16 protein-coding genes are annotated in these 19,877 nt (G+C 69.1%); 7 read left to right on the forward strand and 9 right to left on the reverse strand.

The window, feature by feature from the left end; genetic code table 11:
* Positions 1-18 precede the first annotated feature (18 nt).
* The 3 genes from ABD830_RS11855 to ABD830_RS11865 all read left to right on the forward strand — a co-directional run bounded on the left by ABD830_RS11855 (position 19) and on the right by ABD830_RS11865 (position 2,483).
* Entirely contained in the window at positions 19-1,194 is a 1,176-nt protein-coding gene (locus tag ABD830_RS11855) for an FAD-dependent oxidoreductase (protein ID WP_344986711.1), read from the forward strand.
* A 105-nt stretch (positions 1,195-1,299) separates the two neighbouring features.
* Positions 1,300-2,109 carry a HipA family kinase gene (locus ABD830_RS11860; RefSeq protein ID WP_344986712.1) on the forward strand — a complete coding sequence of 270 codons (810 nt, stop codon included), beginning with the start codon at positions 1,300-1,302 and terminating at the stop codon, positions 2,107-2,109.
* Positions 2,106-2,483, forward strand: coding sequence for a DUF3037 domain-containing protein (locus tag ABD830_RS11865; RefSeq protein ID WP_344986713.1), 378 nt, complete (start codon positions 2,106-2,108; stop codon positions 2,481-2,483). Before ABD830_RS11860 ends, ABD830_RS11865 begins: the two co-directional genes overlap by 4 nt.
* A gap of 147 nt (positions 2,484-2,630) precedes the next feature.
* Here ABD830_RS11865 and ABD830_RS11870 read toward each other — a convergent pair whose 3' ends face one another.
* The 6 genes from ABD830_RS11870 to dxr all read right to left on the reverse strand — a co-directional run bounded on the left by ABD830_RS11870 (position 2,631) and on the right by dxr (position 10,670).
* Positions 2,631-4,421 (reverse strand): S8 family peptidase, encoded by a 1,791-nt coding sequence (locus tag ABD830_RS11870; protein WP_344986714.1) that lies wholly within the window; start codon positions 4,419-4,421, stop codon positions 2,631-2,633.
* A 697-nt stretch (positions 4,422-5,118) separates the two neighbouring features.
* Entirely contained in the window at positions 5,119-5,337 is a 219-nt protein-coding gene (locus tag ABD830_RS11875) for a hypothetical protein (RefSeq protein WP_344986715.1), read from the reverse strand.
* Between the two features lie 251 nt (positions 5,338-5,588).
* Complete coding sequence (locus ABD830_RS11880; protein ID WP_344987667.1) at positions 5,589-6,431, reverse strand: GNAT family N-acetyltransferase; 843 nt, start codon at positions 6,429-6,431, stop codon at positions 5,589-5,591.
* Positions 6,432-6,503: 72 nt separating this feature from the next.
* Positions 6,504-8,087, reverse strand: coding sequence for an alpha/beta hydrolase (locus ABD830_RS11885; RefSeq protein ID WP_344986716.1), 1,584 nt, complete (start codon positions 8,085-8,087; stop codon positions 6,504-6,506).
* A gap of 209 nt (positions 8,088-8,296) precedes the next feature.
* Complete coding sequence (gene ispG, locus ABD830_RS11890) at positions 8,297-9,460, reverse strand: flavodoxin-dependent (E)-4-hydroxy-3-methylbut-2-enyl-diphosphate synthase (protein WP_344986717.1); 1,164 nt, start codon at positions 9,458-9,460, stop codon at positions 8,297-8,299.
* Between the two features lie 31 nt (positions 9,461-9,491).
* On the reverse strand, positions 9,492-10,670 hold the full coding sequence (gene dxr / locus ABD830_RS11895; protein WP_344986718.1) for a 1-deoxy-D-xylulose-5-phosphate reductoisomerase: 1,179 nt from the start codon (positions 10,668-10,670) through the stop codon (positions 9,492-9,494).
* Positions 10,671-10,868: 198 nt separating this feature from the next.
* On the opposite strand from dxr, the gene ABD830_RS11900 reads away from it, so the two are divergent.
* Positions 10,869-11,870, forward strand: a complete 1,002-nt coding sequence (locus tag ABD830_RS11900) for a trypsin-like serine peptidase (protein WP_344986719.1) — start codon at positions 10,869-10,871, stop codon at positions 11,868-11,870.
* A gap of 55 nt (positions 11,871-11,925) precedes the next feature.
* Positions 11,926-12,996, forward strand: coding sequence for a trypsin-like serine peptidase (locus ABD830_RS11905; protein WP_344986720.1), 1,071 nt, complete (start codon positions 11,926-11,928; stop codon positions 12,994-12,996).
* 11 nt (positions 12,997-13,007) lie between these two features.
* Here ABD830_RS11905 and ABD830_RS11910 read toward each other — a convergent pair whose 3' ends face one another.
* Positions 13,008-15,821, reverse strand: coding sequence for an NACHT domain-containing protein (locus ABD830_RS11910; RefSeq protein WP_344986721.1), 2,814 nt, complete (start codon positions 15,819-15,821; stop codon positions 13,008-13,010).
* A 19-nt stretch (positions 15,822-15,840) separates the two neighbouring features.
* Positions 15,841-17,268, reverse strand: coding sequence for an aldehyde dehydrogenase family protein (locus tag ABD830_RS11915; protein ID WP_344986722.1), 1,428 nt, complete (start codon positions 17,266-17,268; stop codon positions 15,841-15,843).
* A 293-nt stretch (positions 17,269-17,561) separates the two neighbouring features.
* On the opposite strand from ABD830_RS11915, the gene ABD830_RS11920 reads away from it, so the two are divergent.
* Together ABD830_RS11920 and ABD830_RS11925 are read left to right on the forward strand one after the other, a co-directional pair.
* On the forward strand, positions 17,562-18,188 hold the full coding sequence (locus tag ABD830_RS11920) for a TetR/AcrR family transcriptional regulator (RefSeq protein WP_344986723.1): 627 nt from the start codon (positions 17,562-17,564) through the stop codon (positions 18,186-18,188).
* Positions 18,189-18,235: 47 nt separating this feature from the next.
* Entirely contained in the window at positions 18,236-19,369 is a 1,134-nt protein-coding gene (locus ABD830_RS11925) for an extracellular solute-binding protein (protein ID WP_344986724.1), read from the forward strand.
* A gap of 149 nt (positions 19,370-19,518) precedes the next feature.
* On the opposite strand, the gene ABD830_RS11930 is transcribed toward ABD830_RS11925, so the two are convergent.
* The gene (locus ABD830_RS11930; protein WP_344986725.1) at positions 19,519-19,719 is read right to left on the reverse strand and encodes a hypothetical protein; all 201 of its coding nucleotides are present in this window, start codon (positions 19,717-19,719) and stop codon (positions 19,519-19,521) included.
* Between the last annotated feature and the right edge of the window lie 158 nt (positions 19,720-19,877).

The following is a 19,877-nucleotide window of genomic DNA, read 5'->3' on the forward strand; positions in this document are numbered from 1 at the left end:
GACAGCTACAGTCGCGACATGACCGACCATCACCTCTTGATCGTGGGAGGCGGAATCGCCGGATCGTGCCTTGCCCAGGGCCTGCGACGGGCAGGCCTCGGCGTCACCCTCTTCGAACGCGACCCCTCGGCCGCCCACCGCCCCCAGGGGTACCGCATCAGCCTCAAGGAGACCGGCGCACGGGCCCTGCGGGCCTGCCTGCCGGACGGCCTGTTCGACCTGGCCGTGGCGACGTCCATCCGCCCGGCCACTCGCATGATCTTCATGGAGACCGACCTGCGGCCCAAGTTCGCCAAGGACATCCCGGAGACACGGCCCGGCGTGGACGGCTTCGGCGTCAACCGGCTCACGCTCCGCGAGATCCTCATCTCTGGGTTGTCGGATTCCGTCCGTTTCGGCATGGACTTCCAGCGGTACGAGCGGCTCGGCGACGGCCGCGTACGCGCTCACTTCGCGGGCGGCCGGAGCGTGGACGGCGATCTGCTCGTGGGGGCGGAGGGCGTAGGCTCGCGGGTGCGGGCGCAGCTCCTGCCCGATGCCGTGGTGGACGAGCTCGACTGGGCCCTGTACGGCAGGACGTGGATCACCCCCGACCTGCTGGCCGCCACGCCGCCGGAGCTGGTCGACTCGTTCAACCGGGTCATCGCCCCCGACGGCGGCGCGATCGCCATCGCCACCTGTCGCCCGCTCACTCCCGTCCCCGAGGCCGTGGCCCGCCATGCCCCCGGCACACGGCTGACGGACATCCCCGGTTACTTCTCGTGGACGCTGAGCGCCCCCGGCCCGCGCCCCGACGGCGTGCCCCCGGCCGCCCTGCACCGGCTGGCCATGGACACGGTGCGCGGCTGGCACGAGGGCGTGCGGCGCATCGTGCACGAGGCGTCGCCGGAGGAGACGTTCGTCCTGCGGACCCATTCGGCGCGGCGCGTGGAACCGTGGGACGACCCTGCGATCACACTGGTAGGAGACGCGGTGCACAGCATGAGCCCAGGGCGGGGCGAGGGCGCCAACGTGGGGCTCCGGGACGCCCGGGTGCTGAGCGACCTGCTCGGGGCGGCGGCGGCCAAGGGGCACCCGCTCGCGACCGCCAAGGCCTCGTACGAACGCCGCATGCTCGACTACGCCTTCACCGCCGTCGACGCCTCCCGCCACCACCCCTTCGCCCCCTTCCAACCCCGCACCCCGGCCGGCTGACCCACCCGTCGTTGCGCCGCCCCGGACGCCTGTAAGGGGAGATGAGCGGAGGGGGCGTGGTGGGGTGGGGGAACAGGGGGTGCGCGTGGGCGATAGCCTCATCCTGTGCTGGAAACGATCGCAGCCACCCGTTATGTGACCCCCTTGCGGGAGGGCGGGTCGCTGCCGGGCGTCGTCGAGGCCGACGACCTGGGCACCTACGTGGTGAAGTTCCGTGAGGCGGGTCAGGGCCGGCGGGTGCTGGTCGCCGAGATCATCGCCGCCGAGCTGGGCCGCCGGCTGGGGCTCAGAATTCCCGATCTCAAGCTCATCGACCTGGACCCGCAGCTGGCCATCAGGGAGCCGGACGAGGAGGTGCAGGACCTGCTCAAGGCCAGCACCGGGCTCAACCTGGCGGTCGACTTCCTGCCCGGCGCGCTCGGGTTCGAGCCGTTGGCCTGGGTGGCGGATCCGGTGTTCGCGGCGAGGGTGGTGTGGTTCGACGGTCTCATCCACAACATCGACCGCAGCTGGCGCAACCCCAACCTGCTGGTCTGGCACCGCGACACCTGGCTGATCGACCACGGGGCGGCGCTCTGGTTCCATTACAACTGGAAGACGGCCAACCCTGAGCGGGTGTTCAACGCGGGTGACCACGTGCTCGCGCCGTACGCCGGTGACGTGCGGGCGGCGGGCGCCGAGCTGGCCGGTAAGATCGACCGGGAGCTGCTGGAGACCGTGACGGCGCTGGTGCCCGACGAGTGGCTGGACGGCGAGCCGGGGTTCGACGGGCCGGGAGCCGTGCGGGAGGCGTACGTCGACCATCTGCTGCGGCGGGCGCACGGCCCGCACGAGTGGCTCGTGCGGTCCGAGGCGAAGGCTCAGCCGGCAGGGCCGGGAACCGTGGGCGAGTTCTGGCGGGGAGGCGACCGGTGACCAGGGACGTCTACGAGTACGCGGTGATCCGCGTGATCCCCAAGGTGGAGCGCGGCGAGCTGATCAACGCCGGCGTCCTGCTCTACTGCCAGCCGCGCGACTACCTGTGCGCCCGGGTCCAGCTCGACCCGGGCCGCCTGCGCGCCCTCGACCCGGGCGTCGACATCGACGGGGTACGCCGGGCGCTCAGCGCGTACGAGCTGGCCTGCGGCGACAAGCCGGGACCGCTGGCCGAGGAGTCGCTCGGCGGCAGGTTCCGCTGGCTGACGGCTCCCCGCAGCACGATCGTCCAGGCCGGGCCCGTACACGCGGGCCTCACCGCCGACCCGGACACCGAGCTGAACAGGCTGTTCGACAAACTCGTACGGGTCTAGCCGGCCGAGCGGTAGCCGCTGCTCAGCCGTGAGCCGCTGCGGGAGCGGCTGCATCAATCACCGGCCGTGCGGCTGGGTTCAGGTCATGGTGGGGTGGGCTCTACCAACCCCACCATGACCATCGCGCCCCGGAGGACGACTCGAGGCCTACTTGTTGACGTGCCGATAGAGGAACACGGCCGAGCTCTTCAACTGAGCCGTGGTCGCCTTGCCGATCCGGCGCTTCTCAGCGGTCTCGATCGCCTGCTTCAGCGTGGTGTCGCCGTACACCTTGGCCGAGGAGTTGTACACGCCGTGCGCGTAGTTCAGCCACGCGGCCAGCAACTCCCTGTCGAGCAGCGCCTTGGCGATCTTCGACTTGGTGGTGAGCACCTTGTACGCCCTGGCGAGAGTGCCAGCCTTGCTCAGCTCGGGAAAGACCTTGCTGCCGTTCTGCACGATGGACAGGTAGCAGACGAGGGTCTGGTCCGACAGCGCGCCCTTGTTCTTCAGCATCTCCGTGGCCCACTGCTTGGAGCTCAGCGGCTTCGTCCCCTTGCCGCGCACACAGCTGTCCACCACGGGCTCGGTGTTCGGGTCGAAAATGATCGAGTCCGGCTCTGGCTGAGAGGTGGGCGGCGTCGACGTGCTGGTCGGCGACGGAGTGCTGGTGGGGGCGGCGGTCGGCGTGGCCGTCGGGGTGGCGGTCGGGGTTGGGGTCGGGGTCGGGGTCGGCTTGGGGGGCAGAGCCTTGAAAAGGTCAATCCGCTTGGTCGTGACCCCGCCGTAAGTGATCGGCTTGCCTGTGTCCTGAAGCCGCTTGAGGAGCTGGGCGACGGTCGCGTTCGGCATAGCCTGCCTGAGCACGGCAAACGCTCCTGTCACGTGCGGGGCGGACATCGAGGTGCCGGTGGCGGTGCCGTACACGTTGCCCGGCAAGGACGACTCGATCTGGACACCGGGTGCGAACAGGTCGAGCAGCGGTCCACGGTCGGTGAAACGGGCGGGGGCGTCCTCATCGTCCGTCGCGCCCACCGTGACAGCCGAGGAGATGCAGGCAGGCGCCCCCACGCCGTTCGGATTGCCGGCGTTTCCCGCGGAGAACACCGAAGCGACGCCCTTGGTGGCCAGTGCATCGATGGCCGGCTTGAAGAAGCGGCCGATGGCCTCGGTGTCGCACGCCGTCGAGTACCTGCCGGCGCCGAGGCTCATGTTGGCCGCGACGACGCCGGGCTGGTCGGCGATGTACCGCAAGGCGTTCCTGATCGAGGAGTAGTACGCCCGGGCGCAGGGAGCGGGCCGGCCGCCGCACCGCCTGGCGTCGTCGACGCGGCTGAAGACCTGAACGGCGAAGATCTTGGCCTCGGGAGCAACGCCGTCGGCAGGTGCGCCCGTCGTCTTCCTCCCGGCCGCGATACCTGTCACGTGAGTTCCGTGATCGCAGATGGACTTGTCGCCATTGCGGCAGCGCGGGTTCCTGGCATCCGCCGAGCCCTTGCCGAACTGGGTCTTCTGCCCGTTCGGGCAGAGCGAGGTCGTGGAGTCCGCGGCGTTGATCTCCGAGAAGCATGCCTCACCGGCGATGCGATCGGCGTAGAAGGGGTGGCTGGTGTCCACGCCGGTGTCCAGGATCGCGACCGTCTCGCCCTTGCCGGTGAAGCCGCCTGCATGCGCCTGATCCGCACCAATGATCTTGATGCTGGACAGGAGGGTGGGCTCGAAGGAGCCGTCCTCCAGAACCAGCTTGACTCTGTCATCGGACCGCAGTGATTCGAGACCTTGCCGATCGATCGTCGCGACGAAGTTGTCGCTCGATCCCGGCGGTGACTCGATGCTGGACTTCAGCGAGGAGCGGTCCGTCTTTCTGGCCACCGCTGGGGCGTCGCTTGCATGGTCCACCTCGACGATGACACGCACCGCCTTCCCGTGGTTCACCTGCTCGGTGACCGCGGGATCCACCGCCGGCGCGGGAGCTGGTGTGGCTGCTTGAGCCGGTGCTGCGACTAAGGCGGTGACTGTAACAGCGAGCACAGCGGTGCTCACCAGAAGAGACCGTAGTCTCACTCTTCCTCCGGGAATTGGCAAGTAGAGAGAACGCCGCGGCCTCAGGCGAGGAGAAGATCCCCTGTTGCTCGTCGCACGACGAATCCCCCATAAGTGGATCTATAGGGCTTGAGTGCACTTAAGGTGCATAAGGTGATATCGGCGTCGATATCGACCGCTATTCGAGGATCCCGACTTCGCGCACGCCAGCGAAGCGTATTGGCCGCGTGGTCTCACACCACCGCACCTTCCGCATCACCCCGGAACCACTCTGCCCGTCCATCGAGCCGAGCGACCTGGCGGCGAAGCCTCGCGAGCAGACCGCCCCGACCATGGACGTCTTGGTGCACGCGGCGCGGTCGAGGCCGGCGGCAGGCCGACCGGGGGGACGTCCTCTCGGTCCTGCGCCGCGCACTGCCCCCATCGTCGTTCGCACCCGTCCCCATCGACCTACGTCATGAACATGACGAGAGATCCCGGCCTGTCCTCGATGAGGGTCGATCATGTTCGTGATCTCGCGCGTGAACTGGGGTCAGCCGTGGGGACGGAACTCGAAGATTCCGGGGTTACGCCGCCCCAAGATGTCTGAGGCGGCGTTCGCCCGCCCTGGAACTCAGTGGGCCAGGGCGTAGCGCTTGGGGTTGCTGATCGTGGTGCAGTAGTAACCGCTGGGCGCCAGCTTGAGATCGATCTGGCACTTCTGGTAACCCGCCGAGGTGTACGGGTACGTCTTTACGACCGTCTGTGCGGATGCCGTGCCGGCGCCGAGGGCGAGGCCGACGGCGGCCATCGCGACGACGACGGACAGCCCCTTGGACATACTGCGGAACATCAAAACTCCTGACTTCTCGGCTCAGAGTGACGTCCCTAAGATACACAATTATGGAGCATACGCTCTGTTATTTCTTTGGTGAGCGCTTGCTCTCCGGCTGCAGCACCGTCTTCTGCCTCACCAGGCGGCGAGCCGCTGCCGTTCGACAGCGCGTTGCGGGAGCTTGGCATCTGCGCACCTCAGAGCTGCCAGGAAGGACGTCGGCGGTCGCGACAGGTGTGGTGCGACGATCGCGTACGGCGTACGACGAGCTAGAACAGGACCGACATGAACGTGTCGACCTCCTGGAAGCCCACCTTGCGGTAGACGGCCCTGGCCGAATGGTTGAAGTCGTTGACGTACAGCGTGACCACGGGAGCGAAGAGACTCAGCGCGGCCTCCACCACGGCGGCCATGCCCGCCACGGCGTGGCCCCTCCCCCGCAGCTCCGGCGCGACCCAGACGCCCTGGATCTGGCAGGCCTGCGGCGTGACGGCCCCGATCTCCGCCTTGAAGACCACCCGCCCCTCGTCGATGCGGGCGTAGGACCGGCCGATCCTGATCAGCTCGGCCACGCGGGTGCGGTAGAGGGCGCCGCCGTCGCCGAGGTTGGGCGAGACGCCGACTTCCTCGGTGAACATGGCCACGCAGGCAGGCAGCACGAGCTCGAACTCGTCCGGCCGCACCCGGCGCACCAGGGGATCGGGGGGCACCGACGGCTTGCGCGAGGTGGCCATGACCGGCTGCGCCCACCGGATCGCCCGGGCCCGGCCCCAGTGCGGCTCGAGGCGCTCCCACAGCAGGGAGACGGCGTCGACCGGGCCCACGATGGAGGAGCAGCGGCGCCCCTGCTTGCGGGCGCGGTCGGCGAACGCGTGCACGGCCTCGGGACCGGCGTTGACCGGCACCAAGTTGGCACCGGCGTAACAGAGTGACACAAGTCCACCGCGCGGCCCGAAGCCCCACATCTGCCCGCCCAGCCTCGCCGGATTGAGTCCGACGGCCCGCACTCGGGAGGAGACGAAGACGTTCGCGACCGGGTCGGTGTCCAGCAGGGCGAGAACCTCGTCCCGGTCGCTGTCGTCGAGCACGCGCGACGCCGATGTACGCAGCATCACATGGTCAGACTACGCGAAGGGTTACCGATTAGCTCATTGGGCAATGCCGACGGTAATCCATTCTTGACGTCATATCCCCTGAAGCAGCCCGAGGAGTCCGAGCAGGCCGCCCGAGGGGTTCTCGGCCGCCATGTGCTGGGACGCCTTCGGCTCGGGCAGCGCGGGGCACTCCACGTCCCGCCGCGGCAGCGTGCCGTCCCTCAGGTACGCCGCGAGGCGGGCGTCCACGCAGGTGTTGCCGGCCAGCGAGACGCCGTGGTTGCCGCCGCCCTCGACCACCATGGTCGCGTGGTCGAAGTGCCTGCGCATCTCCAGTGCCCCCTTGTACGGCGTCGCTGCGTCGTCACGGGACTGGATCATGAGGATCGGCGGCAGCTTCCGCGACCCCTTCACCTCGACCGGCGTGCCGCCCGGGGCCGACCAGTAGAGGCAGGGGGCGTTGAACCAGGCGTTCGGCCAGGTCATGAAAGGCGCCTGGCGGTGCATCCGCGTCATGTCGGCCTTCCACGTGGCCCACTCGCGCGGCCACTTGGCGTCGGTGCACTGAACGCCCAGGTAGATGGCGTAGCCGTTCTCGGCCTTCTCGTCGTCCTTGCCGTACTTCTCGTAGAGGCCGAGCAGCCCACCGACGTCGCCCTGCCGTACGTACGAGGACCAGGCCTGGGCGAACTGGGGCCACACCCGGTCGCTGTACCCGGCGGTCGTGAAGATGTCGTCGAGCTCGCTCGGTCCGACGATGCCGCCCGCCGGGCGGGCGTGCAGCCGGTCGCGCATCGCGTAGTAGGCGAACGACGTCTGCTTGGCGGTGGCGCCCAGCTTGTAGACGGAGTTGTGCCTGGCGGTCCAGGCGAGGAACTGGCGGTGGCGGTGCTCGAAGGCGCTGTCCTGCCGGAGGTTCGACTCGTACCAGACCAGCGTGGGGTCGATCGTGCTGTCCATGACGAGCCGCTTGACCCTGGACGGGAAGAGCGTGGCGTAGACGGCGCCCAGGTAGGTGCCGTACGAGTAGCCGAGGTAGCTGATCTTCTCCTCGCCGAGCGCGGCGCGGATGGAGTCCATGTCCCTGGCGGAGTTCTCGGTGGTGAGGTACGGCAGCAACCAGGCCCAGTGGTCGCCGCACCGGTTCGCGTAGTCGGCCGCCCTCGAGAGCAGCACCCGCTCCTCCACCTCCCCGTGCGGCACCGCGTCCGGCCGGGGAGCCTTGAAGTAGCTCTCCGGGTCCACGCAGTGCACGGCCGGCTCGCTGCCGCCGACGCCGCGCGGGTCGAACCCGACGATGTCGTACCGCGCGCTCACGTCCTGCGGCAGCGCCGCGGCCACGAACTCGGTCAGTTCGCGCCCGGACGCCCCCGGCCCGCCGGGGTTCACCAGGAGCGTGCCCAGGTGGTTGGCGTCCCTGGACACCTTGGCCCTGATCCGGTTGATGGCCAGCGTGATCGCCTGCCCCATGGGCTCGCGATAGTCGAGCGGCACGCGTACGGTGGCGCACTCGAGCTCGGCCGGCGTGGCCCGCTCCGGCTCGCTGGGGCAAGGCGCCCACGCCACGTTGCCCGGCATCCCTGTCGCACCACTGGCCAGCGCCGTCCCGTCCGCGCTCACGATCCCGCCGACGAGCAGCGCGACACTGGCCACAACCCCCATGACCCGCTTCACCCGGGCCCCCTTCCCCCGTCTGCACAGGCCTGCGATGCTCCCGTGCGCGACCGGGTCATGACGCTGGGTATGGGGAAAGGCTTGCCAATTTGTAATGGCTTGATTGCACCCCGTAATGCCCTACTTGATCACAAGGAGTGCCTGGGATGAAGGGGGCAGGGGCGCGCGGGCTCGAGCCGCCGCGCCCCCCGGGAGAACCGGAGCAGGGGTCAGCGGACGACGACCTGGGGGCCGGAGTCGTCGTCGAGGTCGACCTCGACGCCCATCTCCTCGGCCAGCCGGAGCGCCTCCTCGATCAGCGTCTCCACGATCTGCGACTCCGGCACCGTCTTGATGACCTCGCCCTTGACGAAGATCTGCCCCTTGCCGTTGCCGGAGGCCACTCCCAGGTCGGCCTCGCGAGCCTCCCCTGGCCCGTTCACCACGCACCCCATCACGGCCACCCGCAGCGGCACCTTGAGCCCTTCGAGCCCCGCCTGCACCTGGTCCGCGAGCGTGTACACGTCCACCTGGGCCCGCCCGCACGACGGGCAGGAGACGATCTCCAGACCCCGCTCCCGCAGCCCGAGGGACTCCAGGATCTGGGCGCCGACCTTGACCTCCTCCACCGGAGGCGCGGAGAGCGAGACCCTGATGGTGTCGCCGATGCCCTCCGCCAGCAGGGCGCCGAAGGCGACCGCGGACTTGATGGTGCCCTGGAAGGCCGGGCCGGCCTCGGTGACGCCCAGGTGCAGCGGGTAGTCGCACTTCTGGGCGAGCAGCCGGTACGCGTTGATCATCACGACCGGGTCGTTGTGCTTGACCGAGATCTTGATGTCGCGGAACCCGTGCTCCTCGAAGAGCGAGCACTCCCACAGCGCCGACTCGACGAGCGCCTCGGGCGTGGCCTTGCCGTACTTCTGCAGCAGGCGCGGGTCGAGCGAGCCGGCGTTGACGCCGATCCGGATCGGCACCCCGTGGTCGGAGGCCGCTAGGGCGATCTCGCCCACCTTGTCGTCAAATTTCTTGATGTTTCCGGGGTTGACCCGAACCGCCGCGCACCCCGCCTCGATGGCGGCGAACACGTACTTGGGCTGGAAGTGGATGTCGGCGATGACCGGGATCTGCGACTTCTTCGCGATGATCGGCAGCGCGTCGGCATCGTCCTGGGACGGCACCGCCACCCGCACGATCTGGCAGCCCGACGCCGTGAGCTCCGCGATCTGCTGCAACGTGGCGTTGACGTCGGCGGTCACCGTGGTCGTCATCGACTGCACCGAGACGGGCGCGTCGCCGCCCACGGGCACGCTGCCGACCATGATCTGGCGAGAGTGTCGGCGTTCGGCGAGCGGCTTGGGCCGGACCGTCGGGATGCCGAGAGCAACAGAAGACATTTCAACCCTTACTGTGACGACGGTTTCCAGTCTAGGTAGTGAGCTCCACCGCGCGGGCCCGGGCCCAGGCATCGGCCGCCAGCACCTCTTCGACGGAGTCGGCCGGGGTCACCTGGTGCTCCTCGACGACCTTGGCCACGGTGTCGACGATCGCCAGGAACGGGAGCTCACCACGCATGAACGCGTCGAGGCACGCCTCGTTGGCCGCGTTGTAGACGGCGGGCGCGGTGCCGCCCTCGGTGCCGACGTGCCTGGCCAGCGCGACCGAGGGGAACGCGACGTCGTCGAGCGGCTCGAACGTCCACGTGTGCGCCTTGGTCCAGTCGATGGGCCGCGCCGCCCCGGGGATGCGGCGAGGGTGGCCGAGCGCCAGGGCGATCGGCAGCCGCATGTCAGGTGGGCTGGCCTGGGCGATGGTCGAGCCGTCCACGTATTCCACCATGGAGTGGATGATCGACTGCGGGTGGACCACCACCTCGATGCGGTCGAAACCGAGGTCGAACAGCAGGTGCGCCTCGATCACCTCGAGCCCCTTGTTGACCAGGGTGGCGGAGTTGATCGTGATCACCGGGCCCATCGACCAGGTGGGGTGGGCCAGCGCCATCTCGGGCGTGACGTCCGCCATCTCCGCGCGCTTCCTGCCTCTGAACGGCCCGCCGCTCGCGGTGACCACGAGCTGCTTGACGCTGTCGGGGTCGTAGCCGCCGGGCCCCGAGGCCCACAGGCACTGCTGCAGCGCGGAGTGCTCGGAGTCGACCGGCAGGATCTGGCCGGGCTTGGCCAGCCGCTTGACCAGCGGCCCGCCGATGATCAGGGACTCCTTGTTGGCCAGCGCGAGGGTCCTGCCCGCCTCGAGCGCGACCAGCGTGGAGGTCAGCCCGAGCGCGCCGGTGATGCCGTTGAGCACCGTGTCGCACGGCCACGCCGCCACCTCGGCGACGCCTTCGGGCCCGGCGAGCACGGTGGGCCGGGCGCCGTGCGCGGCCAGCGCGTCCCTCAGCGCGGGCACGGCCGCCGCATCGGCCACCGCCACCGCCTCGACCCCGAACTCGGCCGCCTGCCTGGCCAGCAACTCGACCTTGCCACCCCCCGCCGCCAGCGCGGCGACCCGGAAGCCGCCCGGGTTGGCGGCCACGACATCGAGGGCCTGAGTGCCCACGGAGCCGGTGGAGCCGAGCACGACGACGGTGCGGAGGGTCTCTTCATGCACCTGTCCATTGTCCCCGCTGGCGGACGTACTCAGGCACGCGGCACCGACCGTGCCAAAATTCCGTCACTTATGTGACCCGAGATAACACAGTTAATTCATGCCGGAATAGCGCTATATCGGTATGCGCGAATCTTGAGAAATCTGGATATTGCTACGGCTACCTTCCGTACCCCAGGTCCGGTTTTCGGGAGGTACGTAATGCACCGCAGAGTCGTTCTGCTTTCCATCCTCACCCTCACCGCGGGAAGCGCCGCCCTGCTCCCGGCGAGCGCGGCACAGGCCGGCGTCCAGCTGCGGCCGAAACCGGCCCAGCACGCGGCGGCGGACTCGGCCTCTGAGCAGCGGCAGGTCCTGACGTACTGGACCGAGCAGCGGATGGAGGCGGCCCAGCCGCTGGACGCGCCGAACCCCAAGAAGGGGACGAAACTGACCATGGACGAGCCCTCGGAGGGCAGTCCGTGGACGGCGCCGCCCACCGGCGCGGCCCGCGCCGGCACGGAGCCGCAGGCGGCCAGATCGTCCGGCGAGGCGTGGACCGGCGGCGGCGCGGTCGTGAAGACCACCGGCCGGATCTTCTTCACCACACAGGGGCGGAACGCCTCGTGCTCGGGCTCGGCGGTGAACAGCGCGAACAAGAGCGTCGTGCTGACCGCCGGCCACTGCGTGAAGTTGAATGGCACGTTCCACACGAACTGGGTCTTCGTGCCCGGCTACAGCAACGGCCAGCGGCCGTTCGGCACGTGGGCGGCCACGAAGCTGCTGACCACGCCCCAGTGGAACGCGAGCGAGGACATCAACTTCGACGTCGCCGCCGCGGTGGTCGTGCCGCTGGAGGGCAAGACGCTGGTCGACGTCGTGGGCGGCCAGGGCGTCGCGTTCAACCAGCAGAGAAGACAGCAGATGTACGGGTTCGGCTACCCGGCGGCGGCGCCGTACGACGGCTCGAAGCTGATCTACTGCAGCGGCCGGACCTTCGACGACTTCCTCATGAGCGACGACCAGGGCCTGACCTGCAACATGACCGGCGGGGCGAGCGGCGGCCCCTGGATGCTGAATTTCAACGAGTCGACCGGGCTCGGCACCCAGAATTCGGTCAACAGCTTCAAATACAACTTCGCCCCCAACTGGATGTTCGGCCCATATTTCGGAAATGAGGCCCAAGCCGTCTACCAATCAGCGCAAAACACCAACGCACTCTGAGAGATTTACCGAAAGTAGTCACAAGAACACATCTCGTGGTGCAGACTCCGGGGGCATGACCTTGAGCACCCCCCTGCTTGCGGCTGCCCCGCTCCTGGCAGGACTGATCGGCCCTGCCCTCCTCGGCGGGGCCCCCGCCCGGCAGCAGGCCGACCAACCCGCCCACAGGGCTGTGCGTACCGAGATAGTCGAGCACGTGGCCGCCCGCACCGCTGCGGACCAGCGGCGCGTGCTCGACTACTGGACGCCGGAGCGCATGGCCAAGGCACTGCCGATCCGCCTGCTGGACCTCGTGACGGACGGCGCCGGCCTGCTGAGTGGCGTGACCGGACGCACGGGCGTCCGCGCCGCCCCGGACGTGTCAGGCGGCCGCGTGTCTCCCGGCACCCTGAATTTGACCCCGTCACGGCGCCACCAGACGGCCGGTCGGCCGCAGACCAACACGGTCGGCTCGCGCTGGATCACGGGCGGCGCCGTGGCCAGGACCACGGGCCGCGTCTTCATGACGGTGGCCGGCACCGACTTCGTCTGCTCGGCCAGCACGGTCAGAAGCGCCAACAGGGACGTCGTGGTCACCGCCGGCCACTGCGTCAAGGACGGCACGGGCGAGTGGGCGGCGAACTGGACGTTCGTCCCCGGATACGAAACGGCCGGCCTACAGCCGTACGGGCAGTACGCGGCACGCCGCATGTTCGTCGCCGGGCCATGGTCGCGCAGCGGCGACGACAACTACGACGTGGGCATGGTCGCGCTGGCCGCGTCGGGCGGCAGACACGTGGCCGACGTGGTGGGTGCGCAGGAGATCGCCTTCAACACCCCGCGCGGGGGCCAGGCGTTCGGCTTCGGCTACCCCGCCGACCCGCCGTACGACGGTGACCACCTGGTCTACTGCGCCGGGCGGCTCAAGGACGACCCGTACGGACAGAGCCGCGACCAGGGCCTGGCCTGCGACATGACGGCGGGATCGAGCGGCGGGCCGTGGATGACCGCGTTCGACCCGGGCTCGGGCAAGGGCACGATCACGTCGCTGAGCAGCTTCAAGTACAGCGACGACCACCGCACCATGTACGGCCCGTACTTCGGCGACACCGTCAAGGCGCTCTTCAATACGACGGAGCACGCGTGATGCGGGCTGTCTCAGCGCCGATCCAGTAGGGCCAGCGCAGTGGCGACGCTCAGCATGACATCCCTGGCCTCCTGCGACGTTCTCGAGACGGAGGCCATGATCTCGTCTCTATCGACATCGGTGGTCAGCACCAGGTCGCCCAGGATGGCCTTGATCAACGGTGTGAACTCGCCTCGGTCGCACTCGGCGATCGCGCGAGTGTAGGCCTCACCTCGGTCGTGGCTGTCGTGCTGCAACGCCAGCACTTCCAGCAGCCCACGTATCGGAGCTCCGACGCCCCTGGACGGCCCTGCGGCCTCCATGATGCCGAGGAACGGCGTGATGGCTTGGAAGAGCGCCATTTGATCCGTGTCATAGCAGAAGACGGCTTCTATCGCGACTCCCAGGATGGTGCGCGAATCCAGGAAGGGATCGGGCAGGCCGCTCAACGACCGCGCTTCCGTATCATCGCGCGCGCTCAGCACCATGTCCGCCATCTCCGGCTTCACCGCGATCGCATCGAGGATGCTGGACCATTCCTCGGGAGCGCACTGCGACCGCCACAACAGCGCATACCCGCGCCATTCCCGGATCGTCGACTCGTACCCTGGCATCAACTCGCTCGCCCGCAGCTTTCCGCCGCAAACCAGCGCGAGCAGCACGAGGTTCGCCGAGTAATAGGCGTACCGCCGCTGCGGACCGGCCGTCCACGGCCGATACGGATATGACGGCTCCTCCCGCGTGTCCAGCCCCCGGAACAGCCGCACGATCAGCGGCCGCCACTCCGGTTTCGCGAGGTCGCGCAGGAACGAGATGACAGGGGCACGAGTGCTGAGCGTCGCCCAGGACAGCAGCGTTCTGAGCCGCCCGTCGTCGACGTCGCCCATCACGGAGTGAGCTTCCTGCGCGAGGATCTCACCGAGCAGAGAGGCCACGAACCTCGCGATGAGGTACTCACCGAAGGTCGCGTGCAGGAACTCATAGGTCTGCAGCACCTCGTCGTCACGGGTCGCCCTGTCTTCGTGGACGAAGAAGAACTTGCCCGGCGCCAGATCGCCCGAGCTGAGCGGGGTCGCGAACCCGGCCTCAACCCTGGGCCGGTCCAGTCGCAGCGCCTTCAGATCCTCGTCGAACTCGGCGCTGGTCGCCCACTGCCGCCCGCGGTTGAACATCGAGAACGCCACGCATGCGAGATGCACCAGCTCCCGTTCGACCAGCCTGCCGACCTCGGCGGGCGGATGGGCCTTCTTCAGCTCGCGCTCGACGAACCTCCGCATCAGCCGCTCGTACAGCTCCGCCTCACCCAGCTCGGCGGCCGAATGCAGCGCGTTCCCGTCGGCGTCGTAGAGCGCGAGCATCAGCAGCAGCAGCGGCTGCTCGGCGAGGGCGGCCTGGCGGCTCACCACGTCCAGGGTCAGCGGGCGCAGCTTCTGCCACCGGAAATATCCGGCGTTGGCGGTGTTCCAGACTTCCAGCCAGCGAGCGATCTGGTTGCCGTCGAAGGGCTCCAGCTTCGCAACGCTGGTCCCTTCCGGAAAGTCCGCCCGGTTGGCGACGGCCGTCCGCGAGGTGACGATCACGGCCACGGCCCGTCCCGCGTCCCGCTCGCGCTGCTGGAACCTGGCCACCTTCTCCAGATAGTCGGTCTGCCGCACGCCGGTGGCCTGCAGTAACTCGTCGAACCCGTCGAGGAACACGACCGGCAGCACCCCGTCGGCGGCCCTGGCCACCTCGGGCCACTGCAGGCGTTCGCCGCTGAGCCGGTAAATGGCCTGCTCGATCTGCTGCTGGAGGTCGGCACCAGCCGACACCTCGCGGAGCGGCACCCGGATCGGCAGGAACGCTTCCTGGGAGAGCCGGGCCGCCAGCACCTTGGTCAGCACGGACTTGCCCGCCCCTGGCTGGCCGAGCACCACCAGCGGCCGTTCCGTGGCGCCCGAGCCCGTCAGGAAACCGGCCAGGAATCCCGCGAGATCCTCCCTGACCTCCTTGCCCGCCCACCACGGCTCCGTGCTGGGATCGTCTTGGCGTTTCACCTCCGCGACCCGGTAATGAGGAGTCTGGTACGCCAGGTCGAGCGTGGGCAGCTCCATGCCCGCAGGCACGTCCCCCGTCTCGGCGACCGGCCGGGTCAACGCGACCAGGTGCAGCCGGGAGATCGTGTCCAGCTGATCAGGCAGGGCGCCGCCAGAGGCGACCGTGGCGAGCAATCGCGCGAGCCCCGACAGCCCCGCGCGAGTGGCCTGATGGTCGATCTGCCCCGCCCAGAAGGCGAACTCGGGCACGTCCAGAGCCAGCTGCCGGAACCGGTCGGTATAGCGGCGCCTCGCCTCCTCGACCAGCTCGTCGCCCCTGAACGCCGCGGCGACCGCCTTCCACTCATGGCCCTCGAGCCGGAGCTCGAGGCCTTCGAGGAAGCCGATCATGTTGCCGTTGAACGCCCGGTAAGCAGCAGCGATCTCTTCAACGTTCTGCTCGAAGGGTCGATGCGGCGCAGGGCATGGGATGTCCGGCATCCCGAAGACCGCCCGCTGCTCGTCCTTGCTGAAGCTCCTGAAAGAGTCGGGCAGCTCGAAGCGGCCCAGCGCCTCCAGGTAGGCGGTGACGACGAGGATCGCGTGCGCGGCCTCCAACCGCTCGGTACGGCTGCGCCACACCTTGTCGGCGCGCCAGTCCCGCCACCGCCCCAGGAGGCCGTTCCCGACCTTGACGAGCTCGTTCTTGGCCTCGATCAGGTCCCAGACACCCAGGGTGCCGACCCCCAACAGGATGTCCAGGGCCTTGACCGCCGGGTCCTCCCCGCCCAGGAGCCGGACCGCGTCGACGTACCGATATCCCCTCGCCATGCGGGGATATTAAGCCCTGTCAGAGCGTCAGGCCGGTCAGAACCATGACCTTCTCGTACGTGAAGTCCTCCATCGCCGAGTGCAGCCCCTCGCGTCCGATCCCCGAGTCCTTGACCCCGCCGTAAGGCATCTGGTCCGCCCGGTACGAAGGCACGTCGCCGATGATGACGCCGCCCACCTCCAGCTCCCGGTTGGCGCGGAAGGCGGCGTCCAGCGAGCGGGTGAACACTCCGGCCTGGAGACCGTACTTCGACTCGTTGACCAGCGCGTACGCCTCGTCGATCGAGGCGACGGGCTGGAGGATCATGACCGGGCCGAAGACCTCCTCGCAGGCCACCTTGGCGTCGTGCGGGACGTCGGCCAGCACGGTCGGCGCGATCGTCGCCCCCTCGCGGGTGCCGCCCGCCAGCACGCGGGCGCCCGCGGCGACCGCCTCCTTGACCCACTGCTCGACCCGCTCCGCCGCGGCCTCCGAGACGAGCGGGCCTACCTGGGTCTTCTCGTCCGCCGGGTCGCCGGTGACGAGGCCGGAGACGGCCGGGAGGAGGCGCTCGACGAAGGCGTCGTACACGGGCCGCTCGACGATCACCCGCTGCACGGCGATGCAGCTCTGGCCGGCCTGGTAGTTGGAGTAGAGGGCGATGCGCTGGGCCGCCCAGTCGAGGTCGGCGTCGGCCAGCACGACGGCGGCCGCGTTGCCGCCCAGCTCCAGCGTCACGTGCTTGCGCGGCACCTGGTCGGCGATGGCGTAGCCGACGGGCGCGGAGCCGGTGAACGACACCACGGGGAGACGGGGGTCCTGGACCAGGGCCGAGGCGCGCTCGTTCTCGATCGGCAGGACCGAGAACATCCCCTCGGGCAGATCCGTCTCCGCCAGGATCTCGCCGAGCAGCAGCGAGGAGAGCGGCGTGGCGGGGGCGGGCTTGACGATGACGGGGGCGCCCACGGCGATGGCGGGGGCGACCTTGTGGGCGACCAGGTTCAGGGGGAAGTTGAACGGGGTGATCGCCAGCACGGGCCCGTGGGGGACGCGGGAGACGTACGCCAGCCGCCCGGCCGCCGCGGGCTCGGTGTCGAGCCGCTGCACCCCGCCCGACCAGCGCCGGGTCTCCTCGGCGGCGAAGCGGAACGTGGCGACGGCGCGGCCGACCTCGCCACGCGCCCAGAGGATCGGCTTGCCGTTCTCGGCCGTGATGAGCTGGGCGATCTCCTCGGCCCGCTCCGCGAGGCGGCGCGACACGTGGGCCAGCGCCTCGGCGCGTACGTGCACGGGCAGCGCGGCGGCCTCGCGGGCCACCGCGTGGGCGGCGGCGACGGCCTCCTCCACCTGGGCGTCGGTCGGCACGGAGTGCCGACCGACGGCGCGGCCGTCATGGGGGTTGGTCACAGTGAGCTCGGAGTCCCCGGTCGCGGCGCGGCCGGCCAGCCAGAAGGTACGCACGTCCATACACATGACGTTATGCCAAGCCTGCCATGGGGGATTTACACCACGGTGCACAAGACTCCCATGAGGGCCCACCGTTAAGTACAAGCTCCGTGGTATACCCATGATGTAACAGAAGTAGACCCAATTCGGGATGTTTACCATGCGGAGTGGTTTGAGCGATCTCCGCCATGGCTAAGTCATCGTGTGCGGGTCTCCAGCGCGGCGGGCCCCCGACTTCAGAAAGGCGTGGGCCCCGTGACCGAACAACGTGAGGTCACAAGGACGCTGAGCTCCTTGGCCACGAGGGAGGTCTCATGACCTCGGCGCCGCTGGGGCTGCAGGGCGCCTACCTCCTGGGTGAGCGCGCCAGCCACGACGAGCTCCGCTCCCGGCTCCTCGACGTGGCGGTGAACCTTCTCGAGTCGGACGGGGCCGACAGCCTGACCATGCGCAGGATCGCCGCGGAGGCGGGCTGCACGACGACCGTCATCTACACGATGTTCGGCAACAGGGAGGGGCTGGCGGAGGCGCTCTATCTGGAGGGGTTCGAGCGGTTCCGCCGTTTCCTGGAGGCGGTGCCGGCGCGGCGCAGCCCGTTCGAGCACCTGACCGCGCTCGGGCCCGCGTACCGGGAGGCGTGCCTGGCCGAGCCCGGCTTCTACAGCCTGATGTTCGAACGGGCGATCCCCGGCTTCGAGCCCAGCGAACGCGCCAGGACCCTGGCCCGCGCGGCCCTGAACATCCTCGACCGCGTGATCGCCGACTGCATCTCGGCCGGTTACCTGATCCCGACCCAGCCCCGCAAGATCGCGGACGCGCTCTGGGCGGGCGCCCAGGGGGCTATCAGTCTGGAACGCGCCGGTCACCTGCGTGACGGGAGCACGTTCGAGGCGGTCACGACGGCGATCATCTGCTGCTACCTGGTGGAGAAACAGGAGTAACACCGCCGCCCCCTGTAAGCTCCAGCACACGGACAAGGGGGGACATCGTGAATCGTCGTCGTGCTTACGCCCTGGCGCTCGCCGCATCGGCGCTGGCCGTCGGCATGGGCGCGGCACGGCCGACCCCGACACCGACCGCCACCCCCACTCTGGCGCCCACGCTCACCCCCACGCCCTCGCCCAGCCCGAGCGCGACGCAGAGCGACGGCACGCTGCAGATCCTCACCTACCGCGGCTACGCCGAGTACGGCGGCATCAGCCCCAAGGCCAACTGGGTGGGCACGTTCGAGAAGGAGACCGGCTGCCGGATCGCCAAGCTCGACACCGTGCAGACCGCGGAGGACATGGAAAAGGCCGACACGCGGCCCTACGACGTGATCTCCGCAGGCCCCGTGCTGGCCGCCGACCTGATCGAGCGCAAGCAGGTGCAGCCCATCGAGCCGGCCAAGGTGACCGGGTACGACGACATCGACGAGCGCTTCCGCGACATGTCCACCGTGTCGGGCAAGGTGTACGGGGTGCCGTACCTATGGGGCTATCACGAGTTCGTCTACGACTCGGCCAAGGTCAAGCCCGACATCAAGCAGGCGTTCGCGTCCGACCGCGTGGCCCTCAGGGACACCCCGCTCACGATCGCCGACACCGCGCTGGCCGACGGGTCGGTGAAGGAGCCGTTCGAGCTGACCAAGGACCAGTTCGACGGGGCGATGGCCCTGCTCGAGCAGAGCAAGGGCCGTACCTACTGGAAGAACCCGCTCGACCTGGTCCAGGGGTTCGCCACCGGGGCGCTCGACTACGCCCAGGCCACCCCGTACTACCGCCTGCTCCTGCAGCAGGCCGGAATGCCGGTCAAGACGCTCAAGACGGACAAGACCACCGGATGGGTGGATTCCTGGATGCTCGGCGCGAGCGTCTCCGACACCACGTGCGCCTACCGATGGCTCAACTGGATGACCGACCCGGACGCGCAGCGTGACGCCGCCGCCTGGGTGGGGCTGGCCCCGGCCAACGTCAAGGCGTGCAAGGGGCGGGCCAAGCTGATGTGCGATACGTACGGGCGGGGCAAACAGCTGGACCGCGTGGACTTCGCCGTTCGGCCACCCGGGGGTTGCCGGGCGGATGACGGGGAATGCACTGAATACAAGGCTTGGACCGACAGGTGGGAGAAGCTCGCCAAATGACGGTGACGCGGGCGCGCCCGCTTCCCCCCGCTGGGCGCCGCCCGTAGGGACGCCCCGGGCCTTCCCCCTCGTCCCGGGGCGTCTCGTTTCGCCGTGGTCAGCGGTCTTGGTCAGCGGGCGTGGTCAGCAGGCGTGGTCAGCGGGCGTGGTCACCGGGCTGGGAACGCCACGACGGTGGCCGTAGGAGCGGGAACGAGTGCCTCGGCGCAGTCGCCGCAGGCCAGGACCGACGAGTTGTCGGGTAGCACGCCCACGCGCACGCGCGGACGCGGCCATCTCTTGTGGCAGACGACGCAGGCGTCGCCGTCGCGCTGGGCCCCGGTGAGGCCTTCAGGGTCGAACGTCAACATACTCTGCGCCGATCTGGTCGGACTCCAGTTCATCACGCTCCCTGCAGCCATCGCCCATCCGTATGTCGCAACCGTTATAACCCTGACCGAGGCCGTGAGGGATCAGCTGAGCGTCAAGTCAGGGTGAATTCTCTACCCGACGGACGCCAGTTACACCA

Source organism: Nonomuraea helvata, assembly GCF_039535785.1.
GTDB classification, from domain to species: Bacteria; Actinomycetota; Actinomycetes; order Streptosporangiales; family Streptosporangiaceae; genus Nonomuraea; species Nonomuraea helvata.